Raw genomic sequence first — 18510 nt, 5'->3', positions numbered from 1 at the left:
TGATCTGTGATTCCTTCTCTTGATTGGCCGGTGGAGATTGCATCCACCGGACGTCTGGGGGTGTCCGGGCCGTGGCCCGGATGTCCTCAGTGCGCTTCTTCGAGCGCCTGGGACAAGTACGTGGCGGTCAGCACGGTGAAGACGTAGGCCTGGAGCGCCTGGATGAACATCTCGAAGACGGTCAGGGCCAGCGTCACGGCGAGCGACGCGGTGGCGTACACGGTGCCCAGCACCGTGCCCAGCATGTACCAGGTCGCGATCGTGAAGACCAGGATGAGGATGTGCCCCGCGAACATGTTCGCGAAGAGTCGGACCGCCAGCGTGAAGGGGCGCACGAAGATGCTCGAGACGAACTCGATCGGCGTCAGGATCACGTAGATCGGCTTCGGCAGACCACTGGGCACACACAGGTTGCGGATACCGCCGACGAAGCCGTGGTTCCGGAAGGTCACCGACATGTAGACGACCCAGACGAGCAGGGCCAGTCCGACCGGGTAGGCGATGAGCGAGCTCACCGGGAACTGCGCGAGCGGAATGATCGCCCAGAGGTTCATCATCCAGACGAAGAAGAACAGCGACACCAGCAGCGGGACGAAGGGCTCGCCCTTCTTGCCGATGATCTCCTTGGCGATTCCCCGGTGCACGAAGTCGTAAAGGGCTTCGGCCACCAACTGCAGCTTGCCCGGAACGACCTTGGGCTTGGAGAAGCCGGCCCAGAACAGGCCCAGGATGGCGATCGTTCCGATGATGGCCAGCAGCATCGGCTTGTTGAATTCGACCGGACCGATACTGAAAATCGGGTCGAAGATGAACGACCACGCGCTCGGGGCTGGGAAGCCGCACGAGCCCTGGAACAGGTGGCAGTCAACCTCGAAGGCGAGCGTCTGGGCGTCAGCAGTCACCAGGAGCTCCTTCTGCATGGCGCATGGATACGGCTACCTCGTTGTATCGGAGCGGCTGGCAGCCGCAGGTCGGCACCGGACTGGTTCTTACGGTGAGGAGGCGGCGGCCGGGCCCGAAGCCTCGCGATGAATCAGGCGACAGCCCTCGTGTCCGCGCCCGCAGTACCGCAACCGAGACCGGACGATAGCAGCACGTCGAACACGGCTTTATCCCGGCCCTACTCGTCACGCTTTCCTCCAGCTCCGCCCTGACGGTCCCGGGTCTCCGCCTCGGGATCGACGTACAGGGTCTTGCTCCTGGCCTGCCGCACCGCCTGCACGGCGATCCATGTGATCACCGAGGCGACGAGGGAGAGGGCGAAGACCTGAAGGTCGAAGAGGGACGTGTTCTTGATGCTCATGATGAAGACGAGCAGAAGCACGAGCTGAGCGGAGTAGACCAGCAGCCCCATGCCCTGGAACAGGTGAGGCATGGCCTTGGCGACCCACTGGAGCGCCAGCTGTCCGAGCGCCATGAAGAAGATGACGACCACGCAGCCCACTGCGGCGCCGACGGCCCCCTCGCCACCGGCGAGCAGGCCGCCGACAAGAGTGGCGACGGCGCCGACTGCGGCGGTGGGGGCGGCGATGCGCAGTAGTTCGCGCATGTCGGACTGCATGGCGGCAGCTCCACTGGTCTGAGGGAGGAATGGGGCGTCGTCATGGACGAGCGTAGGCCCGGTCCGCGGAGCGGAGATGCGGGCCGATGGACCGTCTCGCTCGGGTCCTTCGGCTCCGCCACGGGTTTCGTGAACGGTATCACAAACTATTTGATGAGGTCTTTACCTGGAAAGTGTGCCAACTGTCACACGTGAGGGTTAGTTCGCGCGTGTGTGCACGTTGATACGGCGCAATGTCTGGTAATGCACGACGGAGTCCTCATCGTCAACGGGACGAGTCGATGGAGTGACGATCGGGTAGACGCGAACGAGCGCCGATCGCGGTCGCCCCGTTGACACCGGACACCCCGACCGCCACAGGCGGCCGTTCGGGGCTCTCCTCGCCCATCTGAGCGCCCTTCGGGCCCTGTTGGGCCTCAGGGGCGGCCGACGCCCCCTCCTGCCCCTCAGCCGGCTCGTGGGACGCCTCCTCCCCGGCCGTGCCGCGACGGTAGCGCGGCGGCACGAAGCGGTTGGCCCACCGCGGGGCCCTCGGGGTGAAGCGGGGCAGCAGGAGCAGCAGCAGGCCGACCGCGCTCGCCGCGATGATCGCGAAGACGATCCACATGGAAGCCGAGTGCACGGAGTAGCCGACCGCGCCGAAGGCGATGAGCCCCGACCAGAAGTACATGATCAGCACGGCCCGGCTGTGCGAGTGGCCGATCTCCAGCAGCCGGTGGTGCAGGTGGCCCCGGTCCGCGGCGAACGGCGACTGGCCGTTCCAGGTGCGCCGGACGATGGCGAGGATGAGGTCGGCGGCGGGGATCGCGATGATCGTCAACGGCAGCAGCAGGGGGATGAACACCGGCAGCAGGGCGTGGGTGGCCTGCCGCTCGCTGCCCACGAACAGCTTCATCGCGTCGGGGTCCACCTGGCCCGTCACCGAGATCGCGGCGGCGGCCAGCACCAGCCCGATCAGCATCGAGCCGGAGTCGCCCATGAAGATCCGCGCCGGGTGCATGTTGTGCGGCAGGAAGCCCAGGCACATGCCCATGAGGATCGCCATGAAGAGCGTCGCCGGGGCGGCCGCCTCGATGCCGTAGCCGTACCAGAGGCGGTAGGTGTACAGGAAGAGCGCGGCGGAGGCGATGAGCACCATGCCGGCCGCCAGCCCGTCCAGACCGTCCACGAAGTTGACCGCGTTGATGGTGACGACCACCAGGGCGACCGTGAGCAGCGTGCCCTGCCACTGGGTGAGGGGGACGGTGCCGACGCCGGGGATCGGCAGCCACAGGATCGTCAGACCCTGGATGACCATGACGGCGGCGGCGATCATCTGGCCGCCGAGCTTGATCAGGGCGTCGATCTCGAACTTGTCGTCCAGGACGCCGATCAGCCAGATCAGGGCGGCGCCGGAGAGCAACGCCCTCGGCTCGTTGGAGAGCTCGAAGACGCCGTTCAGGTTGTGGAGGTGATCGGCGACGATCAGTCCCGCGCACAGCCCGCCGAACATGGCGATGCCGCCGAGCCGGGGAGTCGGCTCCCGGTGGACGTCCCGGGCGCGGATCGCGGGCATCGCCCCGACCGCGATGGCGAACTTACGCACCGGTCCGGTCAGCAGGTAGGTCACCGCGGCCGTCACACAGAGCGTCAGCAGGTAATCACGCACGGGCTGCCCCACAGAGTTCGCCGACCATCTCAGCCCCACACCCTAGTCTCATGACAAGGACTCCACGGTACGGGTGATGGTTCCGGCGTCCTCCCCTACCCCGGGCGCGGCGGGTGGCGCAGGGCCAGTTCCCGGACCTCGGCCGCGACCGCGGCCGGATCGCCGGGCCCCCGTACGGCCGCCCCGAACAGGGCGGCGATCGTGGCCATGTCCCCGTCGTCCATCCCCTGGGTGGTGACGGCGGCGGTCCCCAGGCGGATGCCGCGGGAGTCCGCGTGGGGCAGCGCGCAGGTGTCCAGGACGATGCCGGCCGCCGCCAGGCGTGCGCGGGCGGTGCGGCCGTCGACGCCCAGGGGGGCCGGGTCCGCGACGATGACGTGGGTGTCGGTGCCGCCCGTGGTGACCTCGAACCCCTCCGCCTCCAGGCCGGCCGCGAGCACCCGGGCGTGGGCCACGACCTGGTGGGCGTAGAGGGCGTACGCGGGGGTCGCCGCCTCGCCGAACGCGACGGCCTTCGCCGCCACCGCGTTCATCTGCGCGCCGCCCTGGGTGAACGGGAACACCGCCCGGTCGATCCGCTCCGCCAACGCGCCGCCGCACAGGATCATGCCGCCGCGCGGCCCGCGCAGCACCTTGTGCGTGGTGGCGCAGACCACGTCGGCGTACGGGACGGGGCTCGGGGCCGCTCCCCCGGCGATCAGCCCCATCGGGTGCGCGGCGTCAACGATCAGATACGCGCCGGCCTCGTCGGCGATCTCCCGGAACAGCGCGTAGTCGGGGTGGCGGGGGTAGGAGATCGAGCCGCAGACGATGGCCTTGGGGCGGCGGGCACGGGCCAGCGCGCGCAGCCGCTCGTAGTCGATGAGCCCGCTCTTCGGGTCCACCCCGTAGCCGACGAAGTCGAACCAGCGTCCGGAGAAGTTGCCGGGCGCCCCGTGGGTGAGGTGGCCCCCGTACGGCAGTCCCATCGCGAGCACGGTGTCGCCGGGGAGCAGCAGCGCGGCGTAGGCGGCGAGGACGGCGGAGGACCCGGAATGCGACTGGACGTTGGCGTGCTCGGCGCCGAAGAGGGCGGTGGCCCGGCGGATCGCGATGCGCTCCGCGGCGTCCGCGTGCTCGCAGCCGCCGTGGTGGCGGGCGCCGGGATAGCCCTCGGCGTACTTGTCGGCGAGCGGGGAGGCGAGGGCGGCGAGGACCGCGGGCGAGGTGAAGTTCTCGGCGGCGATCAGCTGGAGGGCGGTCGCCTGCCGGTCCTGCTCCGCGAGCAGCACCCCGGCGATCTCCGGGTCCTGCCGGAGCAGGGCGGCCCGGTCCCCGGGCCGGGCGTCGGACGCGGGAGGCACGGCCGCGGGCGTCGGCGCGGCGGGAGAGGTGACCGGCATGGGACGGCTCCGGGCCTGGAGGAGGGCGTGCCGGCGGTAGTGCGCCGGTGTCCGTCCAATGTAGGCCGGGACGGGCGGGCGCGCCCGTTGTCGGGCGGCCCCGTACCCCGGTCGGCGCACCGTCGCCGTGCGGCGGAGGCGGGGGGCCGTCGCCGTGCGGCGCGCGCGAGCCGGTCGGTCGAGACGTCTGCGCCGCTCAGTGCGGGGCGCCTACCCCCGTGAGCGCGGTGACGACGGGGTCGAGCGCCTGGTTGATCTCGTCGCCGACGGAGCGGAAGAAGGTGATGGGCGCGCCGTAGGGGTCGTAGACCTCGTCCGCCTCCGCGGTCGGGGCCAGCAGCCAGCCGCGCAGCGCGGCGGCGGCGCGCACCAGGGCGCGGGCGCGCTCGACGACGCCCTCGCGGGGGTCGGGCAGGGTGGCCGGGTCTATGGCCCGCACCAGCCGGGTGAACTCCTTGAGGGTGAAGGTCCGCAGGCCCGCGGAGTGGCCCATGGAGATGACCTGGGCGCGGTGGTCGCGGGTGGCGGTGAGGACCAGGTCGGCGCGGATGACGTGCTCGTCGAGCAGCTCCCGGCCGACGAAGCCGCTGGGGTCCGCGCCGAAGTCGGCGAGGACGACCTCTGCGTTGGCCTCCATGGGGGCGCCCTCGTGCCCCCAGGTGCCGGCGCTCTCCACGATGAGGCCGCCGCTGAGCGGGTCGCCGAGGCGGTCCACCAGGGCATGCCGGGTCAGCCGCTCGGTGATCGGTGAGCGGCAGACGTTGCCGGTGCTGACGTGGAGGATGCGGAAGGTGTCCCTCCGCCCCGCTATGCCACGCCCCTCGGGGGCGGTCAATTGGCCACCTCGAGGTCGGGTACCACCTTGCGCAGCTCCTCCGCGGAGACGGCGCCGGCGCGCAGGAGGACGGGGGCGGCGCCGGTGACGTCGACGATCGAGGACGGCACGATGCCGGGCGTCGGCCCGCCGTCGAGGTAGACGGAGACGGAGTCCCCGAGCATGCCCTGGGCGGCGTCGCAGTTCTCCGGGGCGGGGTGCCCGGTGAGGTTGGCGCTGGAGACGGCCATCGGGCCGACCTCGGTCAACAGCTCGATGGCGACGGGGTGCAGCGGCATCCGGATGGCGACGGTGCCCCGGGTGTCGCCGAGGTCCCACTGGAGCGAGGGCTGGTGCTTGGCGACGAGGGTGAGCGCGCCGGGCCAGAAGGCGTCGACCAGCTCCCAGGCCTCCTCGGAGAAGTCGGTGACCAGGCCGTGCAGCGTGTTCGGGGAGCCGATGAGGACGGGGGTGGGCATGTTGCGGCCGCGGCCCTTGGCGTCCAGCAGGTCGGTGACGGCCTCGGAGCTGAAGGCGTCCGCGCCGATCCCGTACACGGTGTCGGTGGGCAGCACGACCAGTTCGCCCCGGCGGACGGCGGAGGCGGCCTCGCGCAGGCCCGTGCTCCGGTCGGTGGCGTCGTTGCAGTCGTATCGCCGTGCCATCAGCCGGCCTCCTCAAGCGTGTACGGGTACGGGGGGTGGTGCCGGGGGCGGGTCACGGCGTGGCCTTGCGAGCGGTGGCGAACCGGGGCCGCTTGTTCAGGTCGGGGTGGTCGGCGGCGTCCGCCCAGCCCAGCTCCTCCGTGAAGATCCACGGGACCTGGCCGCCCTGGGTGTCGGCGTGCTCGATGACGACGAGGCCGCCGGGGCGCAGCAGCCGGTGGGCGGTGCGCTCGATGCCGCGGATGGTGTCGAGGCCGTCCTCGCCGGAGAACAGGGCCATCTCGGGGTCGTGGTCGCGGGCCTCCGGGGCGACGTACTCCCACTCGGTGAGCGGGATGTACGGCGGGTTGGAGATCACCAGGTCGACCTGGCCGTCGAGCTCGGGAAGGGCGCTCAGGGCGTCCCCGCGGTGCACGGTGACCCGGGACCCCTCGGCGTTCTTCCTGGTCCAGACGAGGGCGTCCTCGGACAGCTCCACGGCGTGCACGCGGGAGCGCGGGACCTCCTGCGCCATGGCGAGGGCGATGGCGCCCGATCCGGTGCACAGGTCGACGACGACGGGCTCGACGACGTCCATCGCGCGGACCGCGTCTATGGCCCAGCCGACGACCGACTCCGTCTCCGGACGGGGCACGAAGACGCCGGGGCCTACCTGGAGCTCCAGATAGCGGAAGAAGGCGCGGCCGGTGATGTGCTGGAGGGGCTCGCGGGCCTCGCGGCGGGCGATCGTCTCCCAGTACCGGGCGTCGAAGTCCGTGTCCGGCACCTGGTGCAGCTCGCCCCGCTTCACCCCGTGGACGAAGGCCGCGAGTTCCTCGGCGTCGAATCGCGGTGAGGGAACACCGGCGTCGGCCAGCCGCTGGGTGGCCTGGGCCACCTCGGCGAGCAGCAGGTTCATCGCGGTTCTCCGTACGGGTTACGGGTGTGCGGGGCGGGCGGTGTGCTTACGCGTTGGCGAGCTTGGCGGCGGAGTCGGCGTCGACGCAGGCCTGGATCACCGGGTGCAGCTCACCGTCGAGCACCTGGTCCAAGTTGTACGCCTTGAAGCCGACGCGGTGGTCCGAGATGCGGTTTTCCGGGAAGTTGTACGTCCGGATCTTCTCGGAGCGGTCGACGGTGCGGACCTGGCTGCGGCGGACGTCGGAGGCCTCCCGCTCGGCGGCCTCCTGGGCGGCGGCCAGCAGCCGGGAGCGCAGGATGCGCATGGCCTGCTCCTTGTTCTGGAGCTGGCTCTTCTCGTTCTGGCAGGAGGCGACGACGCCCGTCGGCAGGTGGGTGATGCGGACGGCGGAGTCGGTCGTGTTGACGGACTGCCCGCCGGGGCCGGACGAGCGGTAGACGTCGATCCGCAGGTCGTTGGCGTGGACCTCGACGTCCACTTCCTCCGCCTCCGGGGTGACGAGCACGCCGGCGGCGGAGGTGTGGATACGGCCCTGGGACTCGGTGGAGGGCACGCGCTGCACGCGGTGCACGCCGCCCTCGTACTTCATCCGGGCCCAGACGCCCTGGCCGGGCTCGGTCGCGCCGTTGCCGCCCTTGGTCTTCACGGCGACCTGGACGTCCTTGTAGCCGCCCAGCTCGGACTCGGTCGAGTCGATGATCTCGGCCTTCCAGCCGACGCGCTCGGCGTAGCGCAGATACATGCGCAGCAGGTCGCCGACGAACAGGGCGGACTCGTCGCCGCCCGCGCCCGCCTTGATCTCCAGGAGCACGTCCTTGTCGTCGCTGGGGTCGCGCGGGACGAGGAGGAGGCGCAGCTTCTCCGTGAGCTCCTCGCGCTGCCGCTCCAGGCTCTTGACCTCGGCGACGAAGTCCGGGTCGTCCGCGGCGAACTCGCGGGCGGTCTCGATGTCCTCGCCGGTCTGCTTCCACTTCCGGTACGTGGAGACGATCGGGGTCAGCTCCGCGTAGCGCTTGTTCAGCTTGCGCGCGTTGGCCTGGTCGGCGTGGACCGACGGGTCGGCGAGCTGCTCCTCAAGACCGGCGTGTTCGCCGATCAGTTCCTCGACCGCCTCGAACATTCGGGGGCTCCTGGTTGGTGACGTCTACGGGCCTGCTGGAGGGCGTACTGCCGGGTGGGGTCCCGCGGGGGCGTACCCCCGGGGACCCGACCGGAAAAAACGCCGGTTCCGGCGCCCCCCGCGAAGAGGGCGCCGAGAACCGGCGCAGTGGCTCGCTACTTGCTGGCGGAGCCGGCAGCCTTGCCGAAGCGGGCCTCGAAGCGGGCCACGCGGCCGCCGGTGTCGAGGATCTTCTGCTTGCCCGTGTAGAACGGGTGGCACTCGGAGCAGACCTCGGCGCGGATGGCGCCGCTGTCGATGGTGCTCCGCGTGGTGAACGACGCACCGCAGGTGCAGCTGACCTGCGTCTCGACGTACTCGGGGTGAATGTCGCGCTTCAAGGTGTCTCCTAGTTTCGGGAGGGCGCCGGGTCGTCCGCGCGGATTGCGCGGCCGTGAACCGGGACCGACGTACCAGTCTGCCAGGACGGGCCGTATCTCCCAAAACCGGGGGCGGTGCGCAGGTATTCCCCGAGGGCGCGCGCACGGAGGGTGACGGTGCGCCGTCCGGGGCCCGCGGCCACTCCACGACCCGGTCGGCAGGGCGCGGTCGGGGGCGGCGGGGTCGTACTCCCCCGGCAGGGTCACCATGTGGACGTCCTCGGCGTCCAGCCCCTTGAGTCCGCCGGCGAACCCGGTGAGCTTCCTGACGGAGCCGAGCCCCGAGTCGGTGGTGACCGCCTTCGCCGCGGCGTCGGCGAGCCCGAACAGCGACCTCGGGCTGGAGAGCGCCCCGACGCTCCTCACCTGCTCCACCAGCGCCTTGACGAAGGCCTGCTGGAGCTGGATGCGTCCCAGGTCAATGCGGACGCCCACGCTCTTGGGGGGGCGGACGAGCCCGAGGTACTGCTCGCCGCCCTTCGACGGCAGGAACCGTTCACCGCCCTCGGCGGCCTGAGCTCCCACCGCCAGGCCTGAGCCCGACGACGCCGACCCTGCGGCAACGGCCCTGCGGCGACGCCGCAAGACAGCCGACGCTCCGTGCTGCCCGGGCATAGCCCGATGCGTGCACACGGGCTCCCGAGTGTCCACGTGCGGGTACGGGAGTGGGCGCACATGGGGAAGAGGGACGGAAGATCGGTGCTGCACACGAAACCGCCCCGTCACCGAAGTAACGGGGCGGTTCTTCAGGGCAGTTGAAGACCCTGGCAGGCTGGCGTCAGTCGTTGCCGCTGCCCGGCGTCGTCTTCTGGATCTGGAGCAGGAACTCCGCGTTGGACTGGGTCTTCTTCATCCGGTCCAGGAGGAGCTCGATCGCCTGCTGCTGGTCGAGTGCGTGCAGCACCCGGCGGAGCTTCCAGACGACCGCCAGCTCGTCGGTGCCGAGCAGGATCTCCTCCTTGCGGGTGGAGGACGCGTCGACGTCCACCGCCGGGAAGATGCGCTTGTCCGAGAGCTTCCGGTCGAGCTTGAGCTCCATGTTGCCGGTGCCCTTGAACTCCTCGAAGATGACCTCGTCCATGCGCGAGCCGGTCTCGACGAGCGCGGTCGCGAGGATGGTCAGCGAGCCGCCGTCCTCGATGTTGCGCGCGGCGCCGAAGAAGCGCTTCGGGGGGTACAGCGCGGTCGAGTCGACACCACCGGAGAGGATGCGGCCGGAGGCCGGCGCCGCGAGGTTGTACGCGCGGCCCAGACGGGTGATCGAGTCGAGCAGGACGACCACGTCGTGACCCAGCTCGACGAGGCGCTTGGCGCGCTCGATGGCCAGCTCGGCGACGGTGGTGTGGTCCTCGGCCGGGCGGTCGAAGGTCGAGGAGATGACCTCGCCCTTCACCGACCGCTGCATGTCGGTGACCTCTTCCGGACGCTCGTCGACCAGGACGACCATCAGGTGGCACTCGGGGCTGTTGACCGTGATCGCGTTGGCGATGGCCTGGAGGATCATGGTCTTGCCGGTCTTCGGCGGGGCCACGATCAGTCCGCGCTGGCCCTTGCCGATCGGGGCGACCAGGTCGACGATCCGCGTCGTCAGGATGTTGGAGTCGGTCTCCAGGCGGAGCCGGTCCTGCGGGTAGAGCGGGGTCAGCTTCTGGAACTCGGGGCGGCCCCGGCCGGACTCCGGCGCCATGCCGTTGACCGAGTCGAGGCGGACCAGCGCGTTGAACTTCTCGCGGCGCTCGCCGTCCTTGGGCTGGCGCACCGCGCCGGTGACGTGGTCGCCCTTGCGCAGGCCGTTCTTGCGGACCTGGGCGAGCGAGACGTAGACGTCGTTCGGGCCCGGCAGGTAACCGGAGGTCCGGATGAACGCGTAGTTGTCGAGGATGTCCAGGATGCCCGCGACGGGGATCAGAACGTCGTCGTCGGCCACCTGCACGTCGCCGGCGAAGTCGTCGCGGCCCCGGCGGCCCCGGCGGTCGCGGTAGCGGCCACGACGGCCGCGACGGCCGCCCGCCTCGTCGTCGAAGTCGTCCTGCGGGCCGTTGTCGCGGTTCTGCTGGCCCTGGCCCTGACGCTGGCCCTGACGCTGCCCGCCGCCCTGCTGGCCCTGGTCGTCGCCCTTGCCGCGGCGGTCGCGCTGGCGCTCGCGGCGCTCGCTGCGGTCGCCGCGCTCACCCCGGTCTCCGCGGTCTCGGCGGTCGCCGCGACGTCCCTCGGCGCTGTCGGTGGCGGCCTCGGCCTTGGCGTCGCCCTTCGGCTCCGCCCGGTCCTCGGTCTTCTGCTCGGTCTGCGGCTCCGCCTTGGCCTTGGCGTCGGTCTTCGCCTCGGTCTTGGCGTCGGGGCTGCCCGCCTGCGCGGTGGCACGGCGGCGACGGCGCTCGCCCGTGGGCTGGTCGTCGCTGGCCGGCTGGCCGGGGATCTCGATCTGCTGCTGGTCCGCGGCCTTCTCGGCGGCGGCCTCGTCCCCGGTGCGCGCCTTGGAGGTGGCGCGGCGCTTCGGCTTGCTCTCCGTCTCTGCGGGGGCCTCGGCGGGCTTGGAGGAGGTCTTGGGGGCGGCAGATCCGCCGCCGGCCTGTGCCTCCTTGATGACCTCGATCAGCTGGCTCTTGCGCATCCGCGCAGTACCCCTGATGCCGAGGCCGGACGCGACCTGCTGCAGCTCGGCCAGGACCATGCCCTCGAGGCCGGTGCCGGAGCGGCGGCGCCGTGCGGTGGTGCCAGTGGCAGCACCTTCGGCGGGCGCGGCGCTGTCGACGTTCTTGTCGGCAGTCACGCCCATCAGATCGGTGGTGTCGCTCACGAAGGGTCCTTCCCTGGAGCGGACGTCGGCCTTCTGGCTCGGCGACCGGTTGTGCTGTCCGACTGCGGTCTGTTGATCTTGCTGGATCGCGGACCTTGCCGGGGCGGTGGTCCGCCGGGTACGGCGGAGAGATGAACGTGCGGGGTCCGGCGCGAGATCCCCCTGCTCGGCCCACTCCTGGACGAGCGAGGGGTGTCGTGCCGGTTCCGGAGCGTGCTCGCAACTGCTCAGGCAGGCTGCTCAGGCAGTTGGGGAGGCTCCCGGAAGAATGGCGGTCCCGAATGGGGACACGAAGCAACGCGCCTCGAAGACGTCGGTTGCAGACTTGAGGTTAACACTACCGGCTCCAACTAACATTCCCCCTCTCGCTCACCGGTAATCACCTGCGCTTACGCTGCCAGCGGCAGCACGCTGGCGCCTGCGGCGTCGAGGGCCAGCCGGTTGGCCGCCCAGCCCTCCCCCGCCAGACGGGCGACCTTGTCGGCCGTCCCCTCCTCCGTCAGCGCGAGGACGGTGGGGCCCGCGCCGGAGATGACGGCGGGCACGCTGTCCGCCCGCAGCCGGTTGACCAGCTCCACGCTCTGCGGCATCGCGGGGCCCCGGTACTCCTGGTGGAGCCGGTCCTCGGTGGCGGCGAGCAGCAGCTCGGGCCGGCGGGTGAGGGCCTCGACGAGCAGGGCCGCCCGGCCCGCGTTCAGCGCGGCGTCGACGTGCGGGACGGTGCGCGGGAGCAGCCCGCGGGCGGTTTCCGTCAGCACCGGGCGGCCGGGCACGAAGACCACCGGAACGACGGAGGCCGCGGGGTCCATCCTGATCGCGCGGGCCGCGCCGCCGTCCATCCAGGCGAGCGTGAAGCCGCCGAGCAGGCAGGCCGCGACGTTGTCGGGGTGCCCCTCGATCTCGGTCGCCAGCTCCAGCAGGGCCGCGTCGTCGAGGCGGGCCTCGCCGCCGGTCGTCACGGCGCGTGCGGCGACGATTCCGGCACAGATGGCGGCGGAGGAGGAGCCGAGGCCCCGGCCGTGCGGGATGCGGTTGGCGCAGACGATCTCCAGGCCGCGGGGCTGTCCGCCGAACAGGTCGAACGCGGTGCGCAGGGAGCGCACGAGCAGATGGCTCTCGTCGCGGGGCAGCGTCTCACTTCCCTCGCCCGCGATGTCGATGTGCAGCCCGGAGTCGGCGACCCGGACGACGACGTCGTCGTACAGCCCCAGCGAGAGGCCCAGGGCGTCGAAACCCGGTCCCAGGTTGGCACTGGTTGCGGGGACGCGCACCCTGACGGCGGCGGCTCGGAACGCGGGACCGGCCATCGGTCGGACGACTCCTTGTAAGGCAGCGGGGATGCAGGGCGAGGAGCGCTGCGGCGGCGGGGCTCTGCTCGTGGGGGCGGTGACTGCGGACGGGCGGTATCGGCGGGGGCCTCACGGTGGGGGGCGGTGTGCGTCCGGCTCGACGGCCAGCGACGGCGACCGCGGTGGTGCGGCGGGCGGATGTCGGGCGGGTGTCGGGCGGATGGGGTACAGCTTATCGAAGGAAGGTTCTGTGGCGACACAGGGCGCACGGGAGGCGCACGATGCGTGTCGCACGCGTCCTATGCGCTCTCCGCCCCGAAAAGGGGGCGGTTGAACCGTGTTGTGGCGGTTGGCCGGGGTCGGCCGGGGCGTGCCGCGGCCGACCCGGCGCGGTCAGACGAGCCCGAGCTTCTCCGCGGCGGTGGCCGCGTCCACCGGGACGGTGACGGGCTGCGGCGCCCCCGCCACGGCCCAGTCGGGGTCCTTGAGCCCGTTGCCGGTGACCGTGCAGACGATGCGCTGGCCAGGGTCGACCTTGCCCTCTTCTGCGGCCTTGAGCAGACCCGCGACGGACGCGGCCGACGCGGGCTCCACGAAGACGCCCTCCCGGGAGGCCAACAGCCGGTAGGCCGAGAGGATCTGCCGGTCCGTCACCTCGTCGATGAAGCCGCCCGACTCGTCCCGCGCGGCGAGCGCGTAGCTCCAGGAGGCCGGGTTGCCGATACGGATGGCGGTGGCGATGGTGGAGGGGTCCTTGACGACCTCGCCGCGCACGATGGGCGCGGAGCCGGACGCCTGGAAGCCCCACATGCGCGGGGCGCGCGAGGAGACGCCGTCGCCGGCGTACTCGGTGTACCCCTTCCAGTACGCGGTGATGTTGCCCGCGTTGCCGACCGGCAGGACGTGGATGTCCGGGGCGTCGCCGAGCGCGTCGACGATCTCGAACGCGGCGGTCTTCTGCCCCTCGATGCGCACCGGGTTGACCGAATTGACCAGCGCCACCGGGTAGTTGTCGGAGAGCGAGCGGGCCAGGGTGAGGCAGTCGTCGAAGTTGCCGTCGACCTGCAGGATCGTGGCGCCGTGCACGAGCGCCTGGCCCATCTTGCCGAGCGCGATCTTGCCCTGCGGCACGAGGACGGCGCAGACCATGCCCGCGCGCACCGCGTACGCCGCGGCGGAGGCCGAGGTGTTGCCGGTGGAGGCGCAGATGACGGCCTTGGCGCCCTCCTCCTTGGCCCGGGTGATGGCCATGGTCATGCCGCGGTCCTTGAACGAACCGGTGGGGTTGGCGCCCTCGACCTTGAGGTGCACCTCGCAGCCCGTGCGCTCGGAGAGGACCTGCGCCGGAACGAGAGGCGTACCGCCCTCACGAAGCGTGACGACCGGCGTCGTGCTCGTGACCGGAAGGCGGTCCCGGTACTCCTCGATGATGCCGCGCCACTGGTGGGTGCCCTTGCTGGTCATGGGTCCTTACTCCCCTTCAACACGCATGATGCTGGCGACACCGCGCACGGTGTCGAGCTTGCGCAGCGCTTCGACGGTCCCGGAGAGGGCGGCGTCGGGCGCGCGGTGGGTGACGACGACGAGCGATGCCTCGCCGTCCTTGCCCTGCTGGCGCACCGTATCGATGGATACGCCCTGCTCGGCGAAGACCGTTGCCACCTGGGCGAGTACGCCCGGCTTGTCGGCCACGTCGAGGCTGATGTGGTAGCGCGTGACGACCTCGCCCATGGGGCTGACCGGCAGGCGCGTGTAGGCGGACTCACCGGGTCCGGTGGCCTCGCCCAGTTTGTTGCGGCAGACCGCGACGAGGTCGCCGAGGACCGCGGAGGCGGTCGGCGAGCCGCCGGCGCCGGGCCCGTAGAACATGAGCTGCCCGGCGGCGTCGGCCTCGATGAAGACCGCGTTGTAGGCCTCGCGGACCGAGGCCAGCGGGTGGCTGAGCGGGATCATCGCGGGGTGCACCCGGGCGGTGACGGACCGCCCGTCCACGGCACGCTCGCAGATGGCGAGAAGCTTGACGGTGCAGCCCATGCGCCGGGCGGAGGCGATGTCCGCGGCGGTGACCTCGGTGATGCCCTCACGGTGCACGTCACCGATCCTGACCCGGGTGTGGAAGGCGATGCCGGCGAGGATCGCGGCCTTCGCGGCGGCGTCGAAACCCTCTACGTCGGCGGTCGGGTCGGCCTCCGCGTAGCCCAGGGCGGTGGCCTCGTCGAGCGCCTCGGAGTAACCGGCGCCGCTGGTGTCCATCCTGTCGAGGATGAAGTTGGTCGTGCCGTTGACGATGCCGAGCACCCGGTTGACCTTGTCCCCGGCGAGCGACTCGCGCAGGGGCCGCACCAGCGGGATGGCCCCGGCGACGGCGGCCTCGTAGTAGAGGTCGCGGCCGTGCTTCTCGGCGGCGGCGTGCAGTGCCGCGCCGTCCTCGGCCAGGAGTGCCTTGTTGGCGGAGACGACGCTCGCGCCGTGCTCGAAGGCGGTGGTGATGAGCGCGCGGGCGGGCTCGATGCCTCCGATGACCTCGATGACGACGTCGATGTCGCCGCGCCGCACGAGCGCGGTCGCGTCGGTGGTGATCAGTGCGGGGTCGATGCCCTCGCGCACCTTGGAGGGCCGGCGCACGGCCACGCCGGCGAGCTCGACGGGGGCGCCGATGCGTGCCGCGAGGTCGTCGGCGTGCGTCGTCATGATGCGCGCCACCTCTGAGCCGACCACACCGCAGCCCAGCAGCGCCACCTTCAGCGGACGCGTACGCATCATCCGACCTCGTTTCTCATCCATGCTCATGTAGGGACCAGTCTCACTCACCGGACGGGCGATTCTGCCACCCGTCCGGATTCTGAGATGACTATTTCATCAGCCGACATCGAGACGCAGAAGATCTTCCTCCGTCTCGCGCCGGACGATGACGCGGGCCTCCCCGTCGCGGACGGCGACGACCGGCGGCCGCAGGGCGTGGTTGTAGTTGCTCGCCATGGAACGGCAGTACGCGCCGGTGGCGGGGACGGCGATGAGGTCGCCGGGGGCGAGGTCGGCGGGGAGGAACGCGTCCTTGACCACGATGTCACCGCTCTCGCAGTGCTTGCCGACCACCCGGACCAGCATCGGTTCGGCGTCCGACGTCCGCGAGACGAGGGCCACGCTGTACTCGGCGTCGTACAGCGCGGTGCGGATGTTGTCGGACATGCCGCCGTCGACGCTGACGTACGTCCGCAGCCCCTCCAGCGGCTTGACGGTGCCCACCTCGTACAGCGTGAAGGCCGTGGGGCCGACGATGGCGCGGCCCGGCTCCACGGAGATACGGGGGGTGCGCAGCTTGGCGGCCTCGCACTCGCGGGTGACGATGTCGCTGAGCGCCTTGGCGATCTCGTGCGGCTCGCGGGGGTCGTCCTCGGAGGTGTAGGCGATGCCGAGGCCGCCGCCGAGGTCGATCTCGGGCAGCTCGACGCCGTGTTCGTCGCGGACCTCGGCGAGCAGCTGCACCACGCGCCGGGCGGACACCTCGAAGCCGGCCATGTCGAAGATCTGCGAGCCGATGTGGGAGTGGATGCCGATGAGTTCGAGCCCGTCGAGGGTGAGCGCGCGGCGCACCGCCTCTGCCGCCTGCCCGTCGGCCAGCGCGATCCCGAACTTCTGGTCCTCGTGCGCGGTGGCGATGAACTCGTGGGTGTGCGCCTCGACGCCGACGGTGACGCGGATCTGGACGCGCTGGCGCTTGCCGTGCCGCTGGGCGATGTGGGCGACGCGGGCGATCTCCTGGAACGAGTCGAGGACGATTCGGCCGACCCCCGCCCCGATGGCCCGCTCGATCTCGGCGACGGTCTTGTTGTTGCCGTGGAAGGCGATGCGCTCGGCGGGCATCCCCGCGTCGAGGGCCGTGGTCAGCTCCCCGCCGGAGCAGACGTCGAGGTTGAGCCCCTCCTGCGTGAGCCAGCGCACGACGGCGCGGGAGAGGAAGGCCTTGCCGGCGTAGAAGACGTCCGCGTCCGGCCCGAAGGCGTCGGCCCAGGCCCGGCACCGGGCGCGGAAGTCACTCTCGTCGAGGAAGTAGGCGGGGGTGCCGAACTCCTCCGCGAGCCGGGTGACGGCGATCCCGCCGACGGTGAGGGCGCCGTCCGCGTCGCGGGCGACGGTACGGGCCCAGACCTTCTCGTCCAGCGCGTTGAGGTCGGCGGCGGGCGCGGAGTAGTGCCCCTCGGCCAGGACGTCGGCGTGGCGGGGTCCGGCGGGGTGTGCGGAGCGGCTCATCGTGTGTTCTCTCGGGTCTCTTCGGATCTCGTCAGAGATGTTCGGGCGCGCGGATGCCGAGCAGGGACAGGCCGCCTGCCAGCACCGTCCCGGCGGCTTCGGCGACAACCAGCCGGGCACGGTGGGCGGCCGAGGGTTTCTCGTCGCCGGCGGGAAGCGGCGGGCAGGAGTCGTGGAAGTCGAAGAACGCGAGCGCGACGGCTTCCAGCTGCCGGGCGACCCGGTCGGGCGCGCGGTGACGTGCTGCCGCGAGCAGGACGGCGGGGTGATCGGCGACGAGGTCGAGCAGGCGACGGGCGGGGCCCTCCTCGTATGCGTCCGCCTCAAAGGACCCGGACGGCTCGGACGGCCGGGGCGGCTCAGGCGAGCTGGAGGGCTCGGGGGCTTGGGAGGGCTGCTCCGCGGTGAACCCGAGTGCGGCGGCCCCGCGGGTGAGGGCACGGGCCCTGGCGTGGGCATACCGGACCCGGAAGAGCGCGTTGGCCTCGCCCTGGACGAGGAGGCCGGCGCCGAGCTGCGCCCGGTCGTGCCCGGCCGGGCGCAGCAGCCCCCACCGGGCCGCGTCGGGCCCGAGCCGCTCCAGCAGCTCCGCGGCTGCGGCGCCCGCGGGGACGGGGCGGACCGGGGCGGACGACGCGGGCGGCGCGCCGCAGGAGTCCACGGTGACGCCGAGGCGGGCCCAGTCCGGGTCGGGCGCCTGCTCACAGCTCGCACGGACCTGGGCGCCCTGTGCCGCCAGGAGTCGGCGCACGGCGTCGGCGGTGACCGCGGCGCGCACCTCGCGGGCGTGGTGGAGGTGCGCGGTCTCGTCCCGCAGCGCGTCCCCGTGCCCGTACGCGAGGCCCCGCTCCCGTACGGCGGCGAGGAGGGCCCGACGGCGGGCGGCGGGGGCGTCGAGGGTGAAGCTCAGGAACCCCGGTCCGGTGACCTCGACCCGTCCGACACCGGGCTCGTCCGCGACCCGCTCCCGCAGGATGCGGGCCACCTCCAGGGCGGGCAGCGCAGCCGGCCCGGCGAGCTGGAGCGCGACGGCGCAGGCGTAGTCCCCGCGGCCCCCGGGGCGTGTCCTCTCCACCCGCACACGCGCGGGCACGGGCGCGCGCAGGGCGTCCTCGTCGACCGCGCGGCGCACGGCGTGCAGCACGGTGGAGGAGAGTTCGGCGGGGGTCACGGGACAAGCGTAGGTGAGACAGGGGGGCGCTCCGCGACCCTGTTTCGCCATCCGGTCAGCCGGCCGTGCTCCCCGCCCGCCCGGCGCCGTGCCGCCCGTCCACCGGGGGCCGGTCCTCTCCGGTGACCAGTCGGCGCACGATGCGCACCAACTCGCTGGGCTCGAACGGCTTCGCCAGGAACGCGTCGACGCCGGCGGCGACGCCCGCGTCGACCTCCCGCGGGGTGCAGGCGCTGATGACGGCGAGGGGGAGGCGGCGCGTCCGGGGGTCGGAGCGGAGGCGGGTGGCGGTCTCCAGACCGTCCATCCGGGGCATCACGACGTCGAGGGTGACGGCGTCGGGCCGGAGCCGGTGCACGAGGTCCAGGCATTCGACGCCATCGACCGCGGTCACGACCTCGAAGCCCTCCAGCTCGAGATTGACCCTGATCAACTGCCGGATGACCTTGTTGTCGTCGACAACAAGCACGCGGCCAAACGCCCCTGGCACTC

General features: G+C 71.8%; 16 protein-coding genes and 1 pseudogene. All 17 read right to left on the bottom strand.

Going from position 1 to position 18510, the window contains the following annotated elements; all coding sequences use genetic code 11:
• Window positions 1-86: 86 nt before the first annotated feature.
• The gene (atpB, locus tag V9U70_RS28175) at window positions 87-920 is read right to left on the bottom strand and encodes a F0F1 ATP synthase subunit A (protein ID WP_336679788.1); all 834 of its coding nucleotides are present in this window, start codon (window positions 918-920) and stop codon (window positions 87-89) included.
• A 200-nt stretch (window positions 921-1120) separates the two neighbouring features.
• Window positions 1121-1561 (bottom strand): Cg1360 family ATP-synthase-associated protein, encoded by a 441-nt coding sequence (locus tag V9U70_RS28170; RefSeq protein WP_336679787.1) that lies wholly within the window; start codon window positions 1559-1561, stop codon window positions 1121-1123.
• 265 nt (window positions 1562-1826) lie between these two features.
• Window positions 1827-3221 (bottom strand): MraY family glycosyltransferase, encoded by a 1395-nt coding sequence (locus V9U70_RS28165; RefSeq protein ID WP_336679786.1) that lies wholly within the window; start codon window positions 3219-3221, stop codon window positions 1827-1829.
• A gap of 83 nt (window positions 3222-3304) precedes the next feature.
• Entirely contained in the window at window positions 3305-4591 is a 1287-nt protein-coding gene (locus V9U70_RS28160) for a serine hydroxymethyltransferase (RefSeq protein ID WP_336679785.1), read from the bottom strand.
• Window positions 4592-4787: 196 nt separating this feature from the next.
• Window positions 4788-5426 (bottom strand): arsenate reductase/protein-tyrosine-phosphatase family protein, encoded by a 639-nt coding sequence (locus V9U70_RS28155; protein ID WP_336679784.1) that lies wholly within the window; start codon window positions 5424-5426, stop codon window positions 4788-4790.
• Entirely contained in the window at window positions 5423-6070 is a 648-nt protein-coding gene (locus tag V9U70_RS28150; RefSeq protein WP_336679782.1) for an L-threonylcarbamoyladenylate synthase, read from the bottom strand. Before V9U70_RS28150 ends, V9U70_RS28155 begins: the two co-directional genes overlap by 4 nt.
• A gap of 52 nt (window positions 6071-6122) precedes the next feature.
• The gene (prmC, locus tag V9U70_RS28145; RefSeq protein ID WP_336679781.1) at window positions 6123-6968 is read right to left on the bottom strand and encodes a peptide chain release factor N(5)-glutamine methyltransferase; all 846 of its coding nucleotides are present in this window, start codon (window positions 6966-6968) and stop codon (window positions 6123-6125) included.
• A gap of 46 nt (window positions 6969-7014) precedes the next feature.
• A complete protein-coding gene (gene prfA, locus V9U70_RS28140) occupies window positions 7015-8091 on the bottom strand; it encodes a peptide chain release factor 1 (protein WP_336679780.1) in 1077 nt (358 codons plus the stop codon).
• A 155-nt stretch (window positions 8092-8246) separates the two neighbouring features.
• Complete coding sequence (gene rpmE / locus V9U70_RS28135) at window positions 8247-8471, bottom strand: 50S ribosomal protein L31 (RefSeq protein WP_336680124.1); 225 nt, start codon at window positions 8469-8471, stop codon at window positions 8247-8249.
• Window positions 8472-8666: 195 nt separating this feature from the next.
• Window positions 8667-8984, bottom strand: a pseudogene (locus V9U70_RS28130) (LCP family protein); the annotation flags it as partial.
• A gap of 304 nt (window positions 8985-9288) precedes the next feature.
• Complete coding sequence (rho, locus tag V9U70_RS28125) at window positions 9289-11307, bottom strand: transcription termination factor Rho (RefSeq protein WP_336679778.1); 2019 nt, start codon at window positions 11305-11307, stop codon at window positions 9289-9291.
• A 389-nt stretch (window positions 11308-11696) separates the two neighbouring features.
• Complete coding sequence (thrB, locus tag V9U70_RS28120; protein ID WP_336679776.1) at window positions 11697-12614, bottom strand: homoserine kinase; 918 nt, start codon at window positions 12612-12614, stop codon at window positions 11697-11699.
• Window positions 12615-12989: 375 nt separating this feature from the next.
• A complete protein-coding gene (gene thrC / locus V9U70_RS28115; protein ID WP_336679774.1) occupies window positions 12990-14060 on the bottom strand; it encodes a threonine synthase in 1071 nt (356 codons plus the stop codon).
• Window positions 14061-14066: 6 nt separating this feature from the next.
• On the bottom strand, window positions 14067-15356 hold the full coding sequence (locus tag V9U70_RS28110; protein WP_336680123.1) for a homoserine dehydrogenase: 1290 nt from the start codon (window positions 15354-15356) through the stop codon (window positions 14067-14069).
• Window positions 15357-15455: 99 nt separating this feature from the next.
• On the bottom strand, window positions 15456-16847 hold the full coding sequence (lysA, locus tag V9U70_RS28105; protein WP_336679772.1) for a diaminopimelate decarboxylase: 1392 nt from the start codon (window positions 16845-16847) through the stop codon (window positions 15456-15458).
• A 31-nt stretch (window positions 16848-16878) separates the two neighbouring features.
• Window positions 16879-18018: an ArgS-related anticodon-binding protein NrtL gene (gene nrtL / locus V9U70_RS28100; RefSeq protein WP_336679771.1), complete on the bottom strand. Its 1140-nt coding sequence runs from the start codon at window positions 18016-18018 to the stop codon at window positions 16879-16881.
• A gap of 55 nt (window positions 18019-18073) precedes the next feature.
• Complete coding sequence (locus V9U70_RS28095) at window positions 18074-18487, bottom strand: response regulator (protein WP_336679770.1); 414 nt, start codon at window positions 18485-18487, stop codon at window positions 18074-18076.
• Window positions 18488-18510: the final 23 nt, after the last annotated feature.

The sequence above is a fragment of the Streptomyces pratensis genome, assembly GCF_037137275.1.
GTDB lineage: Bacteria > Actinomycetota > Actinomycetes > Streptomycetales > Streptomycetaceae > Streptomyces > Streptomyces pratensis_B.
The sequence above is the reverse complement of the archived record's forward strand: the minus strand, read 5'-3'. Positions and strand labels throughout refer to the sequence as shown.